Source organism: Rhodococcus sp. IEGM 1307, assembly GCF_030056915.1.
GTDB lineage: Bacteria > Actinomycetota > Actinomycetes > Mycobacteriales > Mycobacteriaceae > Rhodococcus_F > Rhodococcus_F opacus_D.
The window spans coordinates 177,439-198,732 of record NZ_JASHKW010000014.1; the positions used below are offsets into that span (position 1 = coordinate 177,439).

Here is a 21,294-nt window from a genome sequence, read left to right on the forward strand (position 1 = left end):
GGCCTCATGAGCGGTGCCACGGCAAACATTTCCGATACCCGGATCGGCGTACTCCTCGGCGACGGCATCGGTCACGAGATCGTCCCGGCAACCCAGCGGGTGGTCTCGGCCGCGGTGACCGCGGCGGGCGGCGGCGCCGTCGACTGGGTGGAACTGCCCCTCGGCCTGGGCGCCATCGAGTCGCACGGAACGCCGATCCCCGACTCCACGCTCTCCGCGCTGGACGAACTCGACGCCTGGATCCTGGGCCCGCACGACAGCGCCGCCTACCCGGAACCGTTCCGCGGCCGGCTGACCCCCGGCGGGGTGGTGCGCAAGAGATTCGACCTCTTCGCGAACATCCGCCCCGCCCGCTCGCTCGAGGGCGTCGCCTCGACGGTCCCGGACATGGACCTGGTGATCGTCCGGGAGAACACCGAAGGGTTGTACGCGGACCGGAACATGTTCGCCGGCAGCGGCGAGTTCATGCCGACCCCCGACGTGGCGCTGGCGGTCGGCGTCGTGACGAGGAAGGCGTGTGAGCGCATCGCGCACACCGCATTCGCGCTGGCGCGCACCCGCGGCCGCCACGTCACGATCGTGCACAAGGCCAACGTCCTGTCGATGACGACCGGACTGTTCCGCGACGTCTGCCGGGAGGTGGGGGAGCGCGACTACCCGGACGTGCGGATCGACGACGAGCACGTCGACGCCATGACCGCGCACCTCGTCCGCAGGGGGCGCGACTTCGATGTCGTGGTGACGGAGAACATGTTCGGGGACATCCTGTCGGACCTGACCGGTGAGCTGTCCGGCTCGCTCGGCACCGCCCCGTCGATCAACAGTTCCGAGACCAAGGTGATGGCGCAGGCGGCGCACGGAGCCGCCCCCGACATCGCGGGCCACAACCGGGCCAATCCCACGGCGCTGATGCTGTCGGCCGCGATGATGCTCGAATGGCTCGGGGACCGCCGCGCGGACCGGCATCTGGGCGGCGCGGCACACCGGATCCGCGACGCGGTCCGTGCGACCATCGCGTCCGGAGTCGCCACGGCTGACCTGGGTGGACTCGCGTCGACCGGTGAATTCACCGAGACGGTCCTCGCCCGGACACTGCGTCGCTGAAACCGCCGCCACGGGCCGGGACAGGCCGTTAATGTTCGGTAACGACGTCCGCAGATGCGGGTGCCGTAACCTACCGTTCGACTATTCGGAGTTCGAGAGTTCTCCGTCGCCGTAGCTCGCTCGGTGTACCACGATTTCCTTGGAGGACATGCCAGTGTCTGGTCGATCCGTCTTCGCGCGAGGCCGAGTGGCCCGCACCATCTGTGCACTGGCGGGCGGCAGTGCTCTGCTGCTCGCCGGATGCGCCAGCAACACCGAGGGCGGCGGTACGCCTTCCGGAGAAGAGACCGTCGCCGTGGAAGTCGACAAGGTGGATGCCATCGCGGCGACACTGCCCGAGAAGATCGCGTCGTCCGGCAAGATCATCGTCGGTGTCAATATTCCCTACTCGCCCAACGAGTTCAAGGATCCGAGCGGCAAGATCGTCGGCTTCGACGTCGACCTCGTGGACGCCGTGAGCAAGGTGCTCGGCGTGACACCGGAGTACACCGAGGCGGACTTCGACAAGATCATCCCGTCGATCCAGGCCGGCAGCTACGACATGGGTATGTCGTCGTTCACGGACACCAAGGAACGCGAGCAGTCGGTCGACTTCACCACCTACTTCAGCGCCGGAGTGCAGTGGGCGCAGCCCGCAGGCAAGTCCGTCGACCCCACCAACGCCTGCGGCCTGCGGGTCGGCGTGCAGACCACCACCATCGAGGATCTCGAGGAGGTGCCCGCCAAGAGCGCGGCGTGCGTGGCGGCCGGGAAGCCGCCCATCGAGATCGTGAAGTTCGACAGCCAGGACGACGCGGCCAACGCCGTCGCGCTCGGCAAGGTCGACGCGATGTCCGCCGATTCGCCCGTCACCGCGTACGCGATCAAGCAGAGCGACGGCAAGATCGAGGCCGCGGGCGAGGTCTTCGACGCCGCGCCGTACGGCTGGCCCGTCGCGAAGGGTTCGCCGCTCGCGCAGACCCTCCAGCAGGCGCTGCAGCACCTCATCGACGACGGCACCTACCGGACGATCGCGGAGAACTGGGGTGTCGAGGCGGGCGTCATCACCACGTCCCAGATCAACGGCGCCACGAGCTGAGCGGTTGACGAGTGTCTGACGTGGAGAAGGCTCCGGACCGGTCCGGCACCGAGGCGGGGCAGGAACCGGAACCGATCAAGGCGATCCCGCTGCGGCGGCCCGGCCGCTGGATCGCCGCGATCGTCGTCGGTCTGTTGCTGGCGCTGTTCGTCAACGGTGCGCGCACCAACGAGGCGTACCGCTGGGACGTCTACGCCCGGTATCTGTTCGATGCACGGATCTCGGCCGCGGCGTGGAACACCATCCAGCTGACGATCCTGTCGATGGCGATCGCCATCATCCTGGGTGTCGTCCTCGCCGTCATGCGACTGTCGCCGAACCCGGTGCTGAAGGCGGCGTCGTGGGGTTACCTGTGGATCTTCCGCGGGACCCCGGTCTACGTGCAGTTGGTGTTCTGGGGACTGTTCCCGTCCATCTACAAGCAGCTGGATCTGGGCATCCCGTTCGTCCACCAGTTCGTGCACATCGACCTGCAGGGGATCAACGCGGCGTTCCTGTTCGCGGTGATCGGTCTGGGACTCAACGAGGCCGCGTACATGGCCGAGATCGTCCGGGCCGGCGTGAACTCGGTGGCCGAGGGGCAGACCGAGGCGTCGGTGGCGCTCGGCATGACATGGTCGCAGACCATGCGCCGCACGGTCCTGCCGCAGGCCATGCGGGTGATCATCCCGCCCACGGGCAACGAGCTGATCAGCATGCTGAAGACGACATCGCTGGTCACCGCGGTGCCGTACAGCCTGGAGTTGTACGGACGTGCCAGAGACATCTCGGGTGCGAACTTCCAGCCGATCCCGCTGCTGATGGTGGCCGCCACCTGGTACCTCGCCATCACCAGCCTGCTGATGATCGGCCAGTTCTACCTGGAGCGCTACTACTCGAAGGGTGCGTCCCGCAAGCTCACCCCGCGGCAACTGCAGGCGCTCGCCGACGCGCAGGGCAAGCCGCTGGTGATCGAACCCGGGCCCGAGACCTTGCCCGACACTCCCGGAGGGGAACGACGATGACGCCGATGGTCAAGGCGGACCGGGTCTGCAAGAACTTCGGGGCGCTGAAGGTACTCAAGGGTGTGTCGCTGGAGATCGACGCCGGTCAGGTCCTGTGCCTGGTCGGGCCCTCGGGCTCGGGGAAGTCGACGTTCCTGCGGTGCATCAACCACCTCGAGCAGGTCAACGCCGGGCGGCTGTACGTCGACGGCGAGATCGTCGGGTACTCCGAGCGGGGCGGCAAGCTCTACGAACTCCATCCCAGAGCGGCCGCGAAGCAGCGCCGCGACATCGGGATGGTCTTCCAGCACTTCAACCTCTTCCCGCACCGGACGGCACTCGAGAACATCATCGAGGCGCCCATCCAGGTGAAGAGGCTGAGCAAGAAGAAGGCGCTCGAGCGAGGACGTGACCTCCTCGAGCAGGTGGGCCTGAGCGAGAAGGCGGACGCGTACCCGGCGCAGCTGTCGGGTGGTCAGCAGCAGCGCGTCGCGATCGCCCGCGCGCTGGCGATGGACCCCAAGCTGATGCTGTTCGACGAGCCGACGTCCGCCCTCGACCCGGAGCTGGTCGGGGAGGTGCTGACCGTCATGAAGGATCTCGCGGCCGGCGGCATGACGATGGTCGTCGTCACGCACGAGATGGGCTTCGCACGCGAGGTGGCCGACCAGCTCGTGTTCATGGACGCCGGCGTCGTCGTCGAATCGGGCAACCCCCGCGAGCTGCTCGCCAATCCGCAGCACGACCGCACCAAGTTGTTCTTGTCGAAGCTGCTGTAGTGGCCTCCGGCCCCGTGAGTACTTCTCAACCGCGGGCGGTTAAGAAGTACTCACGGGTTTGCGGCAGCTGAAGATGGCGGTGCCGGGGAAGATCTGTCCCCGCAGCGGGCTCCACTGCCCCCATTCTCGGTCGAGCCACTCGGGCCACTCCGGCTCGATGATGTCGCGTACCTCCAGTCCGGCCGACACGATCTCGCGCACCCGGTCGCCGATGGTCCGGTGGTGCTCGACGTAGGTGGGGACGCCGTCGCCGTCGACCTCCACGTAGGGGGTGCGGTCGAAGTAGGGGAGCGACGCGGTGAGCCCTCGTGGGCCCGGGTCGTCCGGGAAGATCCAGCGGATCGGATGGTTGACGGCGAACACCCACACACCGCCCGGGCGGAGTACCCGGGCCACTTCACTCATCACCTGCTGTGAGTCCGCCACGAACGGAACCGCTCCAAAAGCCGAACATGCGATGTCGAAGCTCGCGTCGGCGAAGGGGAGGTGCTCGGCTCCCGCATGAACGAGCGGCACGGTCGCGCCGCCCGCCCGCATGGCCTCGACCCCGCGGGTCAGCATCGACATGGACAGGTCGAGCCCGACTGCCCGGGCGCCCCGGCCGGCGAGCCACCGCGCGCAGGGCGCGGAACCGCAGCCCACCTCGAGGACGTCCTTGCCTGCCACGTCACCGAGAAGGTGGTAGTCCCCCTCGTGGAGTCCCTCCGGACACCAGACGAACTCACCCTCGGACGAGTCCACGCCGAGGAACTCGCCGTGGGTGCGGTGGTAGTCGTCCGCATCGGCGTCCCACCAGGCACGGCTCGCGCGTTCGCTGGACTCGGAATCGACGCGGACGCGGCTCACCCCGGACGTTCCGAGCACGCTGTTGGCGGTGCCGTGTCGGTCGTCTTCCGGGGAGAGAGGAGAATCGGACGGGCGAGGATCGGGCATGGGCAACAGAGTAGAGCGTGGGAACGTGCCCGGGTTTGCCCAGCTTGCCCACGGGCGCGTAGCCTATTGCACGCGAGTATCTATGTGTGCGGCATCGGATTCGGTTCAGTTCGAGTTTGTTCGGTTCCAGTCGGGTGTCGTTCACTGCGCTTGCGGTGATCTGATTCGGCGGAGTGTTTCGTCGGTTCAGGTTGCTTGTCCGACAGAACACCATCAACCGACCACAACCCGTCCGGAGCAACTCAACACATGCCCTCCACCACCGTGACCTCGCCGCAGGTAGCCGTAAACGACATCGGCTCCGCCGAGGACTTCCTCGCCGCCATCGACGCAACGATCAAGTACTTCAACGATGGCGACATCGTCGAAGGCACCATCGTCAAGGTCGATCGCGACGAGGTCCTGCTCGACATCGGTTACAAGACCGAAGGCGTCATCCCTTCCCGTGAGCTCTCCATCAAGCACGACGTCGACCCCAACGAGGTCGTCTCCGTGGGCGATGAGGTCGAAGCTCTCGTCCTCACCAAGGAGGACAAGGAAGGCCGGCTGATCCTGTCGAAGAAGCGCGCTCAGTACGAGCGTGCCTGGGGCACCATCGAGGAGCTCAAGGAGAAGGACGAGGCCGTCAAGGGCACCGTCATCGAGGTCGTCAAGGGCGGCCTGATCCTCGACATCGGCCTGCGTGGCTTCCTTCCCGCTTCGCTCGTCGAGATGCGCCGTGTCCGCGATCTGCAGCCGTACGTCGGCAAGGAGATCGAGGCCAAGATCATCGAGCTCGACAAGAACCGCAACAACGTCGTCCTCTCGCGCCGTGCATGGCTCGAGCAGACGCAGTCCGAGGTTCGCAGCGAGTTCCTGCACCAGCTGCAGAAGGGCCAGGTCCGCAAGGGCGTCGTGTCCTCCATCGTCAACTTCGGTGCCTTCGTGGACCTGGGCGGCGTCGACGGCCTGGTGCACGTGTCCGAGCTGTCCTGGAAGCACATCGACCACCCGTCCGAGGTTGTCGAGGTCGGCACCGAGGTCACCGTCGAGGTTCTCGACGTCGACCTGGACCGCGAGCGCGTCTCCCTGTCGCTCAAGGCGACGCAGGAAGACCCGTGGCGTCAGTTCGCCCGCACGCACGCCATCGGCCAGATCGTGCCCGGCAAGGTCACGAAGCTGGTTCCGTTCGGTGCCTTCGTGCGCGTCGAAGAGGGAATCGAAGGCCTCGTCCACATCTCCGAGCTGGCCGAGCGCCACGTGGAGGTCCCGGACCAGGTTGTCGGCGTCAACGACGATGCGCTCGTCAAGGTCATCGACATCGACCTCGAGCGTCGTCGCATCTCGCTGTCGCTGAAGCAGGCCAACGAGGACTACAACGCCGAGTTCGATCCGTCCAAGTACGGCATGGCGGACAGCTACGACGAGCAGGGCAACTACATCTTCCCCGAGGGCTTCGATCCCGAGACCAACGAATGGCTCGAGGGCTTCGACAAGCAGCGTGAAGAGTGGGAGAACCGCTACGCCGAGGCTGAGCGTCGTCACAAGATGCACACCGCTCAGATGGAGAAGACCGCTGCAGACGAGGCCGCCGAGGCTGCCACCGCTGCTGCCGGCTACTCCTCCGAGTCGGGTGCCGGCGACGCCGACGCCGCTTCGGCTGCCAGCACCTCGTCGTCCGAGTCTGCCGGCGGATCGCTGGCCAGCGACGCACAGCTCGCCGCTCTGCGCGAGAAGCTGTCGGGCAACGCCTAGCAAGTCCGCCTGACTCGTCAGGCAAAGCCGAAGACCCCGCTCCTGCCCTGCAGGGGCGGGGTCTCGTCGTTGCAGGACGTCCGAACATGACTGTGGCCCAACCTCTCCGGAGGTTGGGCCACAGTGGTGTGGGGGGTGAGGCTGGTGCTCAGTTCGCGGTGGCGGGAATCCAGTAACCGGACGACGGCTGTACGTCGGCGCGCTTGCGCATCGTTGCGAAGCTGTGCCTGCCCTGGCTGGTGAGTGCCGTGAGCCAGGTCCGGCGGTGGTCGGCGAGCGCGGAGGCCACCTCGGGGATCTCCATGCAATGCACCCCGCCCGCAATGCCGAGGCGGTGCCGACCGTACTGGTTGCGGTGATCGCGCATGGCGTTCCTCTTCTTCGAGAAGGTGCAGGTCGGGTGCGTTCGCTAGAACATAACCGACCGTGTCGGACATCTGTGGTATTTGGGGCAGGTGAGTCTGCAGAGGGAGGAGAGGGTGGAGATCGGCGAGGGACGTGCGTACTCGGTGCGCGGCGGGTGCAACACTGGGAGGCGTGTTGAGAATCGGCCTCACTGGAGGCATAGGAGCCGGTAAGTCCACCGTGTCGAAGGTCCTCGCCGAACTCGGGGGAGTGATCGTCGACGCCGATCTGATTGCGCGGGAGGTCGTCGAACCCGGAACACCCGGCCTCGTCGCGCTCGTCGACCGGTTCGGCGAGGAGATCCTGACGGAGGACGGCACACTCGACCGGCCCGCCCTGGCTGCCCGCGCCTTCGCCGACGACGAATCGCGGCTCGGGCTGAATGCGATCGTTCACCCGCTCGTCGGGGCGCGCACCACCGAGACGATCGAATCGGCGCCCAAGGACGCCATCCTCGTCCAGGACATTCCGTTGCTGGTCGAGGGCGGAATGGGCGCGGCCTTCCACCTGGTCGTCGTCGTGTTCGTCGATGCCGAGGAGCGGGTGCGGCGGCTTGTCGGATCGCGGGGAATGCCCGAGACCGATGCGCGCGCGCGGATCGCAGCCCAGGCCGACGACGATCAGCGGCGGGCGGCGGCGGACGTCTGGCTCGACAACAGCGGTGCCCCTGGCGCGCTCGAGCCGGCGATCCGGGCACTGTGGTCGGAGCGTCTCGTGCCCTTCGAGTCCAACATCCGCACGCGGACCGTCGTCCGGGTCCTGCCCGAACTCGCTCCGCCGAATCCGCAGTGGCCGGCGCAGGCCGACCGGCTGATCGCTCGCGTGAAACTGGTGTGCGGCGACCGCGCCATCCGGATCGACCACATCGGGTCGACGGCCGTCGAAGGATTGCCCGCCAAGGACGTCATCGACGTCCAGGTGACCGTCGCGAACCTCGAGACCGCGGACGACCTCGCCGAATCCCTCGCCGACGCCGGGTTCCCCCGCATCGAGCACATCACCGCCGACGACCCGAAGCCCTCGTACCAGGGCGGAGAGACCGACCCGGCCCTGTGGGGCAAGCGAATCCACGGCGGTGCCGATCCCGGACGGCCCGTCAACATCCACATTCGCGTCGACGGGTGGCCCGGACAGCAGTTCGCGCTCGTCTTCCGCGACTGGCTCCGCGCCGACACCGAGGCCCGGACCGAGTACCTCGCGGTCAAGGAAGGTGCGGCGGAGAAGGCGGCCGGTCACACGGACTACCGGGACGCGATCACCGCCTATGTGGACGCGAAGACCCCGTGGTTCGACCGTGCCTATCACCGGGCGTGGGAATGGGCCGAGCGGACCGGCTGGAGCGCGTAGATCACCGCCAGTCGATCGGCATCCCGATCGAGGCCAGCCAGCGGCCGAGGTCGTGGCCGTGCGCGGCGATGCCGTCGATCGCCGTGGTGGCGGTGAGGATCGCCCGCTCGGCCGTCGCCGTGTCGAGCAGGCCGGTGGTGTGCGCCTCCATCAGCTCGTCGACGTCGAGGAGTTCGGTGTCGCGGCCGGTGCGGACGACCAGGTCCAGGTAGTGGTCCTCGGACTTCCACACGTCGTCACCCCGGGTGAAGCTGCCGATGTCGACGTAGTGGTCCTGATCGCGCTGGTGGTAGGGGTGGTAGTGGAAGATCGACGCCCGCAGGCCGAGGTCGGGGAGCAGCCACGATTCCAGGTAGTGGAACTGCCGGTGGTCGGAGGTGCGCGCCATGTACAGCCCCCACGGTTCGACGCGGTAGTGATCGACGTGGCGGACGAACCCCTTGGGGTCGGTGTTGGTGTGATCTCGTAGGTCGAAGTACTCGACCTTCGGTGGGTGGATGTCGTGACTCGCGCCTGCCATGGTGGGGAACCTACCGGGTTTTTCAGCTGACGGAGATCGTCGGAGAGTTTGTCGGTACCTGCGCCTACCCTGGTTGTATGGCGTTTGCATCCGAGCACCCCGTGGTGGCACATTCCGAGTTCCGTCCCATCGGGGAGATCGAGCGGTCGGAAGCGCGGTTCGAGGTCGTCAGCGACCACAAGCCGGCCGGCGATCAGCCCACCGCGATCGCCGATCTGGAACGCCGCATCAACGCCGGCGAGAAGGACGTGGTCCTGCTCGGCGCCACCGGTACCGGCAAGTCCGCCACCACGGCGTGGCTGATCGAGAAGGTGCAGCGGCCCACCCTGGTGATGGCGCCCAACAAGACGCTCGCCGCGCAGTTGGCCAACGAGCTGCGCGACATGCTGCCCAACAACTCCGTCGAGTACTTCGTCTCGTACTACGACTACTACCAGCCCGAGGCGTACATCGCGCAGACCGACACCTACATCGAGAAGGACTCGTCGATCAACGACGACGTCGAGCGGCTGCGCCACTCCGCGACGTCGAGCCTGCTGTCGCGGCGGGACGTGGTCGTGGTGGCGTCCGTGTCGTGCATCTACGGTCTCGGCACCCCGCAGTCGTACCTCGACCGCTCGGTGCAGCTCGAGGTCGGGGTGGAGGTTCCGCGCGACGCTCTGCTGCGGCTGCTGGTCGACGTGCAGTACACCCGCAACGATCTGGCGTTCACCCGCGGATCCTTCCGGGTGCGTGGCGACACCGTCGAGATCATTCCCTCGTACGAGGAGTTGGCGGTCCGGATCGAGTTCTTCGGCGACGAGATCGAGGCGCTGTACTACCTGCATCCCCTCACCGGGGACGTGGTGCGGAAGGTCGACTCGGTGCGCATCTTCCCGGCCACGCACTACGTCGCGGGTCCCGAGCGGATGGAACGTGCCGTCAAGGACATCGAGGCCGAACTCGAGGAACGGCTCGCCGACCTCGAGAACAAGGGCAAGCTGCTCGAGGCGCAGCGTCTCCGGATGCGCACCCAGTACGACCTCGAGATGATCAAGCAGGTCGGGTTCTGCTCCGGCATCGAGAACTACTCGCGTCACATCGACGGTCGCGGGCCGGGTACAGCGCCCGCCACGCTGATCGACTACTTCCCGGAGGACTTCCTCCTCGTCATCGACGAGTCCCACGTGACGGTCCCGCAGATCGGCGCGATGTACGAGGGCGACATGTCGCGCAAACGGAATCTCGTCGAGTTCGGGTTCCGGTTGCCGTCCGCCACCGACAACCGCCCGCTGACGTGGGAGGAGTTCACCCAGCGCATCGGGCAGACGGTGTACCTGTCGGCCACACCCGGCAAGTACGAGCTCGGGCAGGCAGGCGGGGAGTTCGTCGAGCAGGTCATCCGCCCCACCGGTCTCGTCGACCCCCAGGTGGTCGTCAAACCGACCAAGGGGCAGATCGACGACCTCGTGCACGAGATCCGCGAACGTGCCGACCGGGACGAGCGCGTCCTCGTCACCACGTTGACGAAGAAGATGGCGGAAGACCTCACCGACTACCTCCTCGAACTCGGTATCCGGGTGCGGTACCTGCACTCGGACATCGACACCCTGCGACGGGTCGAGTTGCTCCGGCAACTTCGTTTGGGGGAGTACGACGTCCTGGTGGGTATCAACCTGCTGCGGGAGGGCCTCGACCTCCCCGAGGTGTCGTTGGTCGCCATCCTCGACGCCGACAAGGAGGGCTTCCTCCGGAGCTCGACCAGCCTCATCCAGACGATCGGCCGCGCGGCTCGTAACGTCTCCGGCCAGGTCCACATGTACGCCGACAAGATCACCGACTCGATGCAGCACGCGATCGAGGAGACCGAGCGGCGGCGTGAGAAGCAGATCGCCTACAACGAGAAGATGGGCGTCGATCCGCAGCCGCTGCGGAAGAAGATCGCAGACATCCTCGACCAGGTCTACGAGGAAGCCGAGGACACGGCCAGCGGAGTCGACGTCGGCGGTTCCGGCCGCAACGCCACTCGCGGGCGCCGCGCCCAGGGCGAGGCCGGGCGCTCGGTCAGCGCCGGGGTGTACGAGGGCCGCGATACGAAGTCGATGCCGAGGGCGGAGTTGGCAGATCTGGTCAAGGAATTGACCGATCAGATGATGAACGCCGCCCGAGATCTGCAGTTCGAACTCGCCGGACGACTGCGCGACGAGATCGCCGACCTGAAGAAGGAGCTGCGCGGCATGGATGCCGCGGGCCTGAAATAGCGGGCGCGCCCAGGCAGTACGGTCTGAAGCATGGATGCACACAACGCAGGTCGTACCGCCCGGTCCTTGGAGTTGCTTCATTCGCTCAGCTATTTCGTTCCCGAGGTCGAGAATCGTCTGGTCGAGGCGGGCCTCGCACCGGGTCGGATGGGCTACTTCGCGGGCCGCTCCGCGCCGATGGGCGCGGTAGGTGCGGGCGTCGTCACTGCGACCTTCTACAACTTCAGTCCGGCCGTGATCGAGTCGGTCATTCCGCGTGCCTGGGGTCTGGCCACGCCCGCGGCAGTCGTCGACGCGCGGTACCGGGCGGTCGGGGAGGCGTATGTGCGACTTCTCGGCGAATCGGTGACGAATTCACCGGAGATGGCCGAGGCCGCCGAACTCGCGTCGATCGCGGCCCGCGGAATCCCGGGTGTCGAGGGACGGCCGCTGTACGCGGGGTACGCGGGGGTGGAGTGGCCGGACACACCGCACCTCGCCTTCTGGCATGCCCTCACATTGCTGCGGGAGTACCGCGGCGACGGTCACGTCGCCGCCCTGCAGACGGCGGGACTGAGCGGACTCGAATCGCTGATCACGCACACCGCGACCGGGTTCGGCTTCCAGAAGAAGTTCGCGATGACGCGCCGCGCCTGGACCCAGGACCAGTGGGACTCGGCGAGCGACAGTCTGCGTGACCGCGAGATCCTGGATGCGCGGGGCGAACTCACCGCCGACGGCAAGGAGTTGCGCGAACTGGTCGAGGATCTCACCGACGATCTCGCGCTGGCTCCGTGGGCCGCGCTGGGGGAGGACGGGGCGGCCCGGCTCGTCGAACTCGCAACCCCGTGGCGCGACGCGATCGTCGCGGCGGGCGTGTTCCCCGCCGGCGTGTTCGGTCCCAAGGTCGGCACGTCACGCTGACGCTGATCACAGCCGAAGCGCCTCCGGAATGTGATCCGTCATGCACTGGGGATATCCCCTGTGGCATGTGTTGCAAATGCACCTATGCGGGCACCGATACAGCTAGGGTCAGCGCAGTGGCTGCTGGGTCCAGGCATGACGTATGTCCGGACCCCGGCCAATTGACCACCGCAGACATGGAGGAATGAATGAGCGCCTACCGGACCGTTGTCGTCGGAACCGATGGCTCCGAGTCGTCGTTTCTGGCCGTCGAGAAGGCTGCTGCCATCGCGGGGGACGCCGGTGCCAAGCTGATCATCGCCTGCGCGTACTACCCGGCCGATCCGAAGGACGTCGGGCAGGCCGCCGACGCGCTCGGTGACGAGGCCTACCAGATCACCGGTTCCGCCCCGACGTACGAGATCCTCCGCACCGCGAAGGAGCGCGCCCACGCCGCCGGCGCCAAGGAGGTCGTGGAACGCGCCGTCGTCGGTGCGCCCGTCGAGTCGCTGCTGAACCTCGTCGACGAGGTCGAGGCCGGTCTTCTGGTGATCGGCAACCGCGGACTCAACACCCTTACCGGGCGTCTCCTCGGCTCCGTTCCGTCGGATGCCGCACGCAAGTCGACGTCCGACGTCCTCATCGTCCACACGGTGCGCTGACGCACCACGCGGATCAGCAGTAATTCGCCTCGGCGGCATCGAGATAGACCTGCGCCACCTGTTCGGTGGTGAGGCCGATATCCGACGTCGCCGAGGCGAACTGCGCCATCGGGGTCAGATGCGCGAGGATCGTGGCCTCGTCCGTCCCCTCGGACAGCTGGCCGCAGATCCCGTTGGCGAGAGCCATGACCGTGTCGTCAGGCAGCGCCGGTATGCCGGCCCCGGTCAGCGACTCCTTGTAGCGCAGGCCACGGGCGTCGAGGTGTGATGCGGCAGTGGTGGCGGCAACCGAGGCCGTCGACGGCGGGTCGGAGGCGGTGGCCTCCGAACACGCGGTCGACACGATCGCGGTGAGGACGAGCCCACACCCGATCAGCCGACCGCGACCGCCCGGTGTCACGACAGGATCCCGACCTCGGCCGGACCGAGTTCGGACAGCACCGCGGGCAACGTCTTCGTATGCACCACACCGAGTCGTTGCGTCGCGCGGGTCAGGGCGACGTAGAGGTCGTTCATCCCCCGCGGCGACTCGTCGAGAATGTCCTGTGGCTCGGCGATGAGCACCGAGTCGAACTCCAGCCCCTTGACGTCCCGCACCGTCAGGACGCTGACGGTGTCCGACTTCAGATCGGCGAGTGCGGCGACGAGGTCGTGGCCCCCGATCACGACAGTCGTGCCCGGTCCGGTTTCCCGGGACACACACGTGCGCACGGTGTCCGCGAGATCGGGTTCGGACACCTGCAGCGCCCACGGCGCGAATCCGGATTCGCGCACCGACCGCGGCACGGTCTGCTCTGTGTCGATCTCGGCGAGAACCCGCCGTGCCGACGTCATGATCTCCGCCGGAGTGCGGTAGTTGACGGTCAATTCCGTGAGCTTCCACCGTGCGGCCACGTACGGCTCGAGGATCCGTTGCCACGACGACGTACCCGCCGGGTCGCCGGTCTGCGCCGTGTCGCCGACGAGCGTCATCCAGCGATTCGGTATGCGCCGCATCAGCATTCGCCAGGCCATCTCCGAGAGTTCCTGCGCCTCGTCGACGATGACGTGGCCGTAGGTCCAGGTTCGGTCGCCCGCTGCGCGCTCCGCGGTGGTCTGGTGCTGTCCCACGTCGTGGCGTTCGGCCAGCTGGCTGGCGTCGATCAGGTCGTACGCCATCAGAATTTCCGGGTCCAGCTCGTCCTCGAGATCCTGCGGCGCCGAACCGGTCAGGATGTCCAGGGCGCCCTGGGCATCCGCGATCTGTGCCCGCCACTGGCGGCGGGCGCGCTCCCGTTCGGCGGCGTCGTCGACGCCGAGCAGTTCCGCCAACTCGTCGAGGAGTGGCGCGTCGGCGGCACTGAAGCCGCGCATGACGGGGCGTCGCAGCGACTCACGTTGGGTTTCGGTCAGATTCGGCGCGGCATCGGCCAGCCGCTTCGGTGAGGCGTACAGCTCGGCGAGGACCTGCTGCGGCGACAGTTCCGGCCACAGCGCGCTGATCGCCGTCATGATCTCCGGGTCTTCACGCATCTCGTCCCGCATGTCGGCGATGTCGTCCCGGCTCAGCAGGTTCCCGCCGTCGACGACGTTGGCGCCCAGTGTGTCCGCGAGTTGCTGGGCGAGTGCCTCGATGACCGACGAGACGAAGATGGGCCGTGCCAGGTTGTGCGGGCGCCGCGACGACCTCGCCCGGCCACGAGCGCGGGTGACGACCTTGCGGTCGAGGGTGATCCGGTAGGTGTCGAACGTCAGCTCGACGGGACGCGACGGCACTTCCTGCCGATCCCGGACCGCCTTCTTGAGCACGTCCAGCATGTCGAGCGAGCCCTTGATCTCGCCGGCGTCGAGGCTGTCCTCGACGGTGGCGCGGACGCCGGGGTAGAGGTCGCCGATGGTCGAGAGCAGCACACCGGTCTCGCCGAGCGACGGCAGCACCTGGCCGATGTAGTCGAGGAACGTGGCGTTGGGGCCGATGATGAGGACGCCGGCCTTCGCGAGCTGCTGCCGGTAGGTGTAGAGCAGGTAGGCGGCGCGGTGCAGAGCGACCGCGGTCTTGCCGGTTCCCGGTCCTCCCTGGACGACCAGCACACTCTTGTGCTCCGACCGGATGATGGCGTCCTGCTCACCCTGGATGGTCTCGACGATGTCGTTCATCTGACCGGTGCGGGCCGCGTTGAGCGCGGCGAGCAGTGCACTTTCACCCGCGACGCCGTCCGAGCCGGTGATCGTGCCCGCGGCCTCTGCCGCCGCCAGATCCAGATACTCGTCGTTGACGGCCGTCACTCGGCGGCTCCGCGTCCGGATGTGCCGCCGACGGGAGACGCCGTCGGGGGCTGCGGGGGTGGCGAGGTAGAACGGGCGGGCAAGGGGCGCACGCCAATCGAGGAGCATCGTCTCGTAGTCGTTCTCCTCGTCGAGGATGCCGAGCCGGCCGATGTAGCGGTGCTCGCCGTCGAGATCGATGCGTCCGAAGCACAGCCCGTTCTCGGCGGCGTCGTACTTGGCGAGGTCTTCGGTGTAGAGCTGGTTGAACGACTCCCGCTCGCTGCGGGCCTGCGGGGTCCCGCCGGTTTCGAGCAGTACACGGCTCAGCCGGTTCGCCGCGTACTGGCGAAGGCCGTCCAGTCGGGTGTAGAGCATCGTCACGTACTGCTGCTCGAGCTCGCGCTCGTCGCGTGACGTGTCCTCGTCGGGCAAGAGGTCTCCTTGACTGGTTCGGCTGCAACCGGATCGGCTGCAAAAGTGCCTGGACAGTCTAGTCGGCCCCGGAGGCCGCCCGCTGACATTGCAGGTCAGGGGTGATCTCCGGGGCCGATCAGATCGATTATCCGGCGCAGGTCGGCGCCGCGGCTCGGGGTCAGTGGGACAGTTCGTCCCGCTTCGCGCGGGCCTTCTCGAGCGCGGCTTCCGCCTGCTTGCGGGCCCGCTTGCTCAGCACCTCGCCGCGTTCTGCGGCGGTGCCGGCCCATTCGCCGCCCTTCTCGCGGGCGACCTCGGCCAACTCCGGGCCGCGTTCCTTCGCGACGTCGACGAGTTCCGCTCCGCGTTCCTTCGCCAGTTCGACGAGTTCCGCGCCGCGCTCCTTGGCGACCTCGGCCCACTCGGAGCCGTGTTCCTTGGCGACCTCGGCCCACTCGGAGCCGTGTTCCTTCGCGACGTCCGCCCATTCGGGGCCGCGATCCGCCGCGACCTTCGCGAATTCGGCGCCACGGTCTTTCGCGACCTCGAGGATTTCGGACCCGCGCTCGGCGGCCTCACCGGACAGGATGCGTGCGCGCTCCGACGCCGCGGCCAAAGCCTCCCCGATCTCGGGACCGTGATGGTCGTGACCCGATCCGAGCGGCAGAGCCGCGGCCACGGCCTCCTGTGCGTGCCGGGCGGCGCGACGGCCACGCCAGCCGAGGGACGGCCTGCCCTCGGTGTCGACGGCGGCGATCAGCAGTCCGCCGAGCAGGCTGACGTTCTTGAGGAACTGAGTGCGCTGCGCCGCTTTCTTCGCCGGGTCGGTCTCGTTCCAGAAGTCGTGCCCCACAACGGTAGTGGGCACGAGGCTGCCGGCCAGCGCGAGCGATGCGAGTCGCGGCGCCTTCCCGGTGGCGAGAAGAATTCCGCCGCCGATCTGCACGGCGGCGTTGATCTTGACCAACGTCTCCGGGTCGGACGGGATCTTCTGGGTGACGGACTCGGGGAGCGTCTCTGTGGACTTGTCGATCAGTGGTGCGGCGGCCTGTGCTCTCTGCGCCGGATTTCGAAGTGCATCGATCCCTCCGCTGATGAAGACTGCGGACAGCAGTGGGCGAGCGATACGACGGACAAGCATTCCTGGCCTCCCAATCTCGAGTTCTCCCGTCTCACACTAACGAGAGTTCAGGGCAGTCGTCGGCGTACGACCATGTTGCCGAACCGACAGGCTGCCCATTCACCAGTACCCAGGGAGGCCGATCGCCAATCGCGGACCGTCCGGTGCGCAATCGGCGATCGGATGCGGTCACCAGCCGCGCTCGCGCCACTCCCCGAGGTGGGGGCGCTCGGTGCCGAGGGTGGTGTCGTCACCGTGGCCGGGGTAGACGACCGTGTCGTCGCCGTAGCGGTCGAAGAGCTTGGTTTCGACGTCGGTGAGCAGTGATGCGAACTTGCCGGCGTCGGCGGTCTTGCCCACGCCGCCGGGGAAGAGGGAGTCACCGGTGAAGAGATGGACGCGTGTGCCGCCGGTCTCGGTGAGCGCGAGCGCGACGGAGCCGGGGGTGTGGCCGGCGAGATGGATCACGTCGAGAGTGACGTCGCCGACGGTGACCGTGTCACCGTCTTCCAGGAGACGGTCGGGCCGGATGGGCAGAGCGTCGGCGTCGAGTGGATGCGCGGCGGTGTTCACGCGGGTGGCGGCCGCGACGTCCTCCAGCGCCAGCCAGTGGTCGCCGTGCTGGTGCGTGGTGACGATCAGCTCGAGGGATGGAGCGTGTTCGCCGATCAACTGGTTGACGCGGTCCGCCTCGTTGGCGGCGTCGATGAGGACGGATTTTCCGGTTGTGGAACAGACGACCAGGTACACGTTGTTGTTCATGGGGCCGACGGACATCTTCGTGATCGTGGCTCCCGGAACCGTGCGGCGCTGCGGCGCCGAACCGGGGGAGACGTGGCCGGAGTACGAGTCTTCTATCACCATGGGCTGCTCGGTCATGATGGGGAGGCTACCGTCGAATACAGGCAGGTGAGTGGCAGGGCGGCCATGCGTCCCACAGAACGTGTCGGTGCCCCGGCTTACCATGGCACGGCCAGAGGGCCCAGCGTTCATGCGCGTCCTCGGCTGTCGAACAATGAAGGGACTTGGAGTGGCGGATCGCCTTATCGTGCGGGGTGCCCGTGAGCACAATCTGCGAGGGGTCGATCTCGATCTGCCCCGCGACAGCCTGATCGTGTTCACCGGGCTGTCGGGCTCGGGCAAGTCGAGTCTGGCGTTCGACACGATCTTCGCCGAGGGCCAGAGACGTTACGTCGAGTCGCTGTCGGCGTACGCGCGCCAATTCCTCGGCCAGATGGACAAGCCCGACGTCGACTTCATCGAAGGTCTGTCGCCGGCGGTGTCCATCGACCAGAAGTCGACCAACCGCAACCCGCGGTCGACGGTCGGCACCATCACGGAGGTTTACGACTACCTCCGTCTGCTATACGCCCGGGCGGGCACCGCCCACTGCCCGGTGTGTGGCGAGCAGATCGCGCGGCAGACGCCGCAGCAGATCGTCGACCAGGTCCTCGACATGGAAGAAGGCACCCGCTTCCAGGTGCTCGCTCCCGTCGTGCGGACCCGCAAGGGTGAATTCGTCGACCTGTTCGACCAGCTCAACATGCAGGGCTATTCGCGTGTGCGAGTCGACGGCGTGGTGCATCCGCTCTCCGATCCGCCCAAGCTCAAGAAGCAGGAGAAGCACGACGTCGAGGTCGTCGTCGACCGCCTCACCGTCAAGGCCAGCTCCAAGCAGCGACTCACCGATTCCGTCGAGACCGCGCTGCGGTTGGCGGAGGGCATCGTCGTCCTCGACTTCGTCGACCGCGAAGAGAACGCCGCAGACCGGGAACGCCGATTCTCGGAGAAGCTGGCGTGTCCGAACGGCCACGCGCTCTCCATCGACGACCTCGAACCGCGGTCGTTCTCGTTCAACTCCCCGTACGGCGCCTGCCCCGAGTGCACCGGTCTCGGAATCCGTAAGGAGGTCGACCCGGACCTCGTTGTCCCCGACCCCGAGCTGTCCCTCGAGGACGGAGCCATCGCGCCGTGGTCGATGGGGCAGAGTTCCGAATACTTCGGCCGCCTGCTGTCCGGGCTCGGCGACATTCTCGGCTTCGACATGAAGACGCCGTGGAACAAGCTGCCCGCGAAGGCGCGCCGCGCGATCCTCGAGGGAAGTGAGGAGCAGGTCCACGTCCGGTACAAGAACCGGTACGGGCGTACCCGTTCCTACTACGCCGAGTTCGAGGGCGTCATGCCGTTCCTGCACCGCCGCCTCGAGCAGACCGAGTCGGACCAGATGAAGGAACGCTACGACGGCTACATGCGCGACACCCCCTGTCCCGCGTGTGGTGGTGCGCGTCTGCGCCCCGAGATCCTGTCGGTCACGATCGCGAACGAGAAGTTCGGTATGAAGTCGATCGCCGAGGTCTGCGAACTGTCGATCTCCGATTGCGCCGACTTCCTGAACAGCCTCACATTGGGCAGCCGCGAGGAGGCCATCGCCGGTCAGGTGCTCAAGGAGGTCCAGGCACGTCTCGGCTTCCTGCTCGACGTCGGCCTCGAATACCTGTCGCTCGCCCGCGCCGCCGGCACCCTGTCCGGTGGTGAGGCGCAGCGTATCCGCCTCGCCACCCAGATCGGTTCGGGCCTGGTGGGCGTCCTGTACGTGCTCGACGAGCCGTCGATCGGTCTGCATCAGCGCGACAACCGGCGTCTCATCGAGACCCTGACGCGCCTGCGCGACCTCGGGAACACGCTCATCGTGGTCGAACACGACGAAGACACCATTCGCACGTCCGACTGGGTGGTCGACATCGGACCGCTCGCCGGCGAGCACGGAGGCAAGGTCGTCCACAGCGGGCCGTACGAGGAACTACTCGACTGCGAGGAATCCCTCACCGGCGCGTACCTGTCGGGCCGCAGTCACATCGAGATTCCGGCCATTCGCCGACCGGTCGACCGCAAGCGGCAGGTCACGGTCATCGGTGCGCGCGAACACAACCTCGGGGGCATCGACGTCAGCTTCCCGCTGGGCGTGCTCACGTCGGTCACCGGCGTGTCCGGGTCCGGTAAGTCGACGCTCGTCAACGACATCCTCGCGACGGTGATGGCGAACAAGCTCAACGGCGCCCGCCAGGTGCCGGGCAGGCACACCCGCATCAACGGGCTCGACCAGCTGGACAAGCTCGTCCAGGTCGACCAGTCGCCGATCGGCCGCACCCCGCGGTCCAATGCGGCCACCTACACCGGGGTGTTCGACAAGATTCGCACCCTGTTCGCCGCCACTACCGAGTCGAAGGTGCGCGGCTACCAGCCGGGCCGGTTCTCGTTCAACGTCAAGGGCGGCCGGTGCGAGGCCTGCTCCGGAGACGGCACGTTGAAGATCGAGATGAATTTCCTGCCCGACGTGTACGTGCCGTGCGAGGTCTGCCACGGCGCCCGGTACAACCGCGAGACGCTCGAGGTCCACTACAAGGGCAAGACCATCGCCGAGGTCCTGGACATGCCGATCGAGGAGGCCGCGGAGTTCTTCGAGCCCATCACCTCGATCCACCGCTACCTCAAGACCCTGGTCGAGGTCGGTCTCGGGTACGTGCGGCTCGGTCAGCCCGCGCCCACGCTGTCCGGTGGTGAGGCGCAGCGCGTGAAGCTCGCCGCCGAACTGCAGAAACGGTCGACGGGCCGCACGGTGTACATCCTCGACGAGCCCACGACGGGTCTGCACTTCGAGGACATCCGCAAGCTGCTGGGGGTGGTCAACGGGTTGGTCGACAAGGGCAACACGGTGATCGTGATCGAGCACAACCTCGACGTGATCAAGACGTCCGACTGGGTGGTCGACATGGGGCCCGAGGGCGGGTCCGGCGGCGGAACCGTCGTCGCACAGGGCACCCCGGAGGAGGTTGCGCAGGTTCCGGAGAGTTACACGGGGCGGTTCCTCGAAAACGTCCTCGAGGTGACGGCGCCTCCCGCTGCGGCGAAGTCGAAGGCGGCCAAGTCGTCGTCGACGCGGAAGTCCGCTTCGGCGAAGAAGACTGCCGCGGCCGCCACGGCGACACCGCGCAAGCGGGCGCCGAAGAAGGCCGCAGCAGTCGGCTGAGTTCGGTCAGTCCCTCGCGGCCGTGTCGATCGCGGTCGCGAGGTCTGCGGGCCGCGACCACATCGGCCAGTGGCCGGTCGGCAGATCGACGTAGTCGACCTTCGCGATCTGCGCGAGTTCGGCGGCCATCGGATGGCCCGCGCCGGCCATCTGCTGGATGACCTCCGACGGGAAACTGGTGCAGATCACCGTGGTCGGCACGTCCAGACGGCTGCTGTCGCGGAGTTCGAGCCTGTCCCTCGCGGGACCGGCGGGTTCCGGCACCGCGCGGCTGCGGAACGTCTCGAGCATGGCGTCGTCGAGTCCGTCGAGACTGCTGCCGTCGGCTTCGAGTTCGGACCACGACGGGAGCGGGATCTCGGTGACCGACGCATCGAGATCCTCCCGGAGTGCGGTGCCGTTCTGCAATGGCCCCGAGTCGACGTAGACGATGCGGGCCAGGCGGCCGGGCACCCGGTCGCTCGCCGCGTAGGCCACCGGTCCCGCACCGCTGTGCGCGACGAGCACAACCCGCTCCGACGACGGTGTGTCCGCGACGACGTCCGCGATTGCGGAGATGTGATCGTCCAGTCGGATGCCGGCGCGGTCGCTGTCCGCGGAGTGAAGCCCGGGCAGGGTCACCGCGGTGACGTGGTGTCCTCGCCGGATCAGGTCGGAAGCCACTGCCTCCCACGCCCATGCGCCGAGCCAGAATCCGGGAGCCAGGATGATGTGAGTGCCTGTGCTGTCGTGTGATTCGTTTGTCTGGGTCATGGGACAAGAGTGAACCCGCAACGGTGACATCTGCGTGTCACCGTAAGTGTCACAGTCGTATAACGG

The 21,294-nt window shown here is 67.2% G+C and carries 18 protein-coding genes; 10 read left to right on the forward strand and 8 right to left on the reverse strand.

Going from position 1 to position 21,294, the window contains the following annotated elements; translation table 11 throughout:
* Window positions 1-6: 6 nt before the first annotated feature.
* The 4 genes from QM841_RS26170 to QM841_RS26185 all read left to right on the forward strand — a co-directional run bounded on the left by QM841_RS26170 (window position 7) and on the right by QM841_RS26185 (window position 3,944).
* Entirely contained in the window at window positions 7-1,104 is a 1,098-nt protein-coding gene (locus QM841_RS26170; protein ID WP_283334314.1) for an isocitrate/isopropylmalate dehydrogenase family protein, read from the forward strand.
* A gap of 148 nt (window positions 1,105-1,252) precedes the next feature.
* Window positions 1,253-2,182: an ABC transporter substrate-binding protein gene (locus QM841_RS26175; RefSeq protein WP_050787246.1), complete on the forward strand. Its 930-nt coding sequence runs from the start codon at window positions 1,253-1,255 to the stop codon at window positions 2,180-2,182.
* 20 nt (window positions 2,183-2,202) lie between these two features.
* Complete coding sequence (locus QM841_RS26180; protein ID WP_280782602.1) at window positions 2,203-3,186, forward strand: amino acid ABC transporter permease; 984 nt, start codon at window positions 2,203-2,205, stop codon at window positions 3,184-3,186.
* The gene (locus QM841_RS26185; protein ID WP_005247428.1) at window positions 3,183-3,944 is read left to right on the forward strand and encodes an amino acid ABC transporter ATP-binding protein; all 762 of its coding nucleotides are present in this window, start codon (window positions 3,183-3,185) and stop codon (window positions 3,942-3,944) included. Before QM841_RS26180 ends, QM841_RS26185 begins: the two co-directional genes overlap by 4 nt.
* Window positions 3,945-3,983: 39 nt before the next feature.
* Here QM841_RS26185 and QM841_RS26190 read toward each other — a convergent pair whose 3' ends face one another.
* Window positions 3,984-4,877 (reverse strand): class I SAM-dependent methyltransferase, encoded by an 894-nt coding sequence (locus QM841_RS26190; RefSeq protein ID WP_283334315.1) that lies wholly within the window; start codon window positions 4,875-4,877, stop codon window positions 3,984-3,986.
* Between the two features lie 249 nt (window positions 4,878-5,126).
* On the opposite strand from QM841_RS26190, the gene rpsA reads away from it, so the two are divergent.
* Window positions 5,127-6,611 (forward strand): 30S ribosomal protein S1, encoded by a 1,485-nt coding sequence (rpsA, locus tag QM841_RS26195; protein WP_005260398.1) that lies wholly within the window; start codon window positions 5,127-5,129, stop codon window positions 6,609-6,611.
* A gap of 148 nt (window positions 6,612-6,759) precedes the next feature.
* Here rpsA and QM841_RS26200 read toward each other — a convergent pair whose 3' ends face one another.
* Complete coding sequence (locus QM841_RS26200; protein ID WP_283334316.1) at window positions 6,760-6,978, reverse strand: hypothetical protein; 219 nt, start codon at window positions 6,976-6,978, stop codon at window positions 6,760-6,762.
* A 170-nt stretch (window positions 6,979-7,148) separates the two neighbouring features.
* On the opposite strand from QM841_RS26200, the gene coaE reads away from it, so the two are divergent.
* Window positions 7,149-8,363, forward strand: coding sequence for a dephospho-CoA kinase (coaE, locus tag QM841_RS26205; RefSeq protein WP_283334317.1), 1,215 nt, complete (start codon window positions 7,149-7,151; stop codon window positions 8,361-8,363).
* Window position 8,364: 1 nt separating this feature from the next.
* Here the strand turns inward: coaE and QM841_RS26210 are convergent, their stop codons facing one another.
* On the reverse strand, window positions 8,365-8,883 hold the full coding sequence (locus QM841_RS26210) for a ribonuclease FAU-1 family protein (RefSeq protein WP_105413716.1): 519 nt from the start codon (window positions 8,881-8,883) through the stop codon (window positions 8,365-8,367).
* Window positions 8,884-8,960: 77 nt separating this feature from the next.
* On the opposite strand from QM841_RS26210, the gene uvrB reads away from it, so the two are divergent.
* The 3 genes from uvrB to QM841_RS26225 all read left to right on the forward strand — a co-directional run bounded on the left by uvrB (window position 8,961) and on the right by QM841_RS26225 (window position 12,667).
* Window positions 8,961-11,123, forward strand: coding sequence for an excinuclease ABC subunit UvrB (uvrB, locus tag QM841_RS26215; protein ID WP_280782491.1), 2,163 nt, complete (start codon window positions 8,961-8,963; stop codon window positions 11,121-11,123).
* Window positions 11,124-11,153: 30 nt separating this feature from the next.
* Window positions 11,154-12,026 (forward strand): SCO6745 family protein, encoded by an 873-nt coding sequence (locus tag QM841_RS26220; protein ID WP_280782490.1) that lies wholly within the window; start codon window positions 11,154-11,156, stop codon window positions 12,024-12,026.
* Window positions 12,027-12,214: 188 nt separating this feature from the next.
* A complete protein-coding gene (locus tag QM841_RS26225) occupies window positions 12,215-12,667 on the forward strand; it encodes a universal stress protein (RefSeq protein WP_005247414.1) in 453 nt (150 codons plus the stop codon).
* A gap of 13 nt (window positions 12,668-12,680) precedes the next feature.
* Here the strand turns inward: QM841_RS26225 and QM841_RS26230 are convergent, their stop codons facing one another.
* From QM841_RS26230 to QM841_RS26245, 4 genes are all read right to left on the reverse strand, one after another.
* Window positions 12,681-13,067 (reverse strand): DUF732 domain-containing protein, encoded by a 387-nt coding sequence (locus tag QM841_RS26230; protein ID WP_280782489.1) that lies wholly within the window; start codon window positions 13,065-13,067, stop codon window positions 12,681-12,683.
* The gene (locus QM841_RS26235; RefSeq protein ID WP_283334318.1) at window positions 13,064-15,346 is read right to left on the reverse strand and encodes a HelD family protein; all 2,283 of its coding nucleotides are present in this window, start codon (window positions 15,344-15,346) and stop codon (window positions 13,064-13,066) included. The genes QM841_RS26230 and QM841_RS26235 overlap by 4 nt, the downstream gene beginning before the upstream one ends.
* Window positions 15,347-15,506: 160 nt before the next feature.
* Window positions 15,507-16,469 (reverse strand): DoxX family protein, encoded by a 963-nt coding sequence (locus tag QM841_RS26240; RefSeq protein ID WP_280782487.1) that lies wholly within the window; start codon window positions 16,467-16,469, stop codon window positions 15,507-15,509.
* Window positions 16,470-16,637: 168 nt separating this feature from the next.
* Window positions 16,638-17,327 carry an MBL fold metallo-hydrolase gene (locus QM841_RS26245; protein ID WP_283334319.1) on the reverse strand — a complete coding sequence of 230 codons (690 nt, stop codon included), beginning with the start codon at window positions 17,325-17,327 and terminating at the stop codon, window positions 16,638-16,640.
* 151 nt (window positions 17,328-17,478) lie between these two features.
* Here QM841_RS26245 and uvrA point away from each other — a divergent pair, with 151 nt between their 5' ends.
* Window positions 17,479-20,475 (forward strand): excinuclease ABC subunit UvrA, encoded by a 2,997-nt coding sequence (uvrA, locus tag QM841_RS26250; RefSeq protein ID WP_283334320.1) that lies wholly within the window; start codon window positions 17,479-17,481, stop codon window positions 20,473-20,475.
* A 6-nt stretch (window positions 20,476-20,481) separates the two neighbouring features.
* Here the strand turns inward: uvrA and QM841_RS26255 are convergent, their stop codons facing one another.
* Window positions 20,482-21,228, reverse strand: a complete 747-nt coding sequence (locus tag QM841_RS26255) for an alpha/beta fold hydrolase (protein ID WP_283334321.1) — start codon at window positions 21,226-21,228, stop codon at window positions 20,482-20,484.
* Between the last annotated feature and the right edge of the window lie 66 nt (window positions 21,229-21,294).

Bases quoted from the DNA above. Each gene is read 5' to 3' on its own strand.
- QM841_RS26200 (WP_283334316.1), bottom strand. From the start codon at position 6,978: ATGCGCGATCACCGCAACCAGTACGGTCGGCACCGCCTCGGCATTGCG.
- QM841_RS26225 (WP_005247414.1), top strand. From the start codon at position 12,215: ATGAGCGCCTACCGGACCGTTGTCGTCGGAACCGATGGCTCCGAGTCG.
- QM841_RS26220 (WP_280782490.1), top strand. From the start codon at position 11,154: ATGGATGCACACAACGCAGGTCGTACCGCCCGGTCCTTGGAGTTGCTT.
- QM841_RS26185 (WP_005247428.1), top strand. From the start codon at position 3,183: ATGACGCCGATGGTCAAGGCGGACCGGGTCTGCAAGAACTTCGGGGCG.
- QM841_RS26175 (WP_050787246.1), top strand. From the start codon at position 1,253: ATGCCAGTGTCTGGTCGATCCGTCTTCGCGCGAGGCCGAGTGGCCCGC.
- QM841_RS26170 (WP_283334314.1), top strand. From the start codon at position 7: ATGAGCGGTGCCACGGCAAACATTTCCGATACCCGGATCGGCGTACTC.
- QM841_RS26190 (WP_283334315.1), bottom strand. From the start codon at position 4,877: ATGCCCGATCCTCGCCCGTCCGATTCTCCTCTCTCCCCGGAAGACGAC.
- QM841_RS26255 (WP_283334321.1), bottom strand. From the start codon at position 21,228: ATGACCCAGACAAACGAATCACACGACAGCACAGGCACTCACATCATC.
- rpsA (WP_005260398.1), top strand. From the start codon at position 5,127: ATGCCCTCCACCACCGTGACCTCGCCGCAGGTAGCCGTAAACGACATC.
- QM841_RS26245 (WP_283334319.1), bottom strand. From the start codon at position 17,327: ATGACCGAGCAGCCCATGGTGATAGAAGACTCGTACTCCGGCCACGTC.
- QM841_RS26210 (WP_105413716.1), bottom strand. From the start codon at position 8,883: ATGGCAGGCGCGAGTCACGACATCCACCCACCGAAGGTCGAGTACTTC.
- QM841_RS26240 (WP_280782487.1), bottom strand. From the start codon at position 16,469: ATGCTTGTCCGTCGTATCGCTCGCCCACTGCTGTCCGCAGTCTTCATC.
- uvrB (WP_280782491.1), top strand. From the start codon at position 8,961: ATGGCGTTTGCATCCGAGCACCCCGTGGTGGCACATTCCGAGTTCCGT.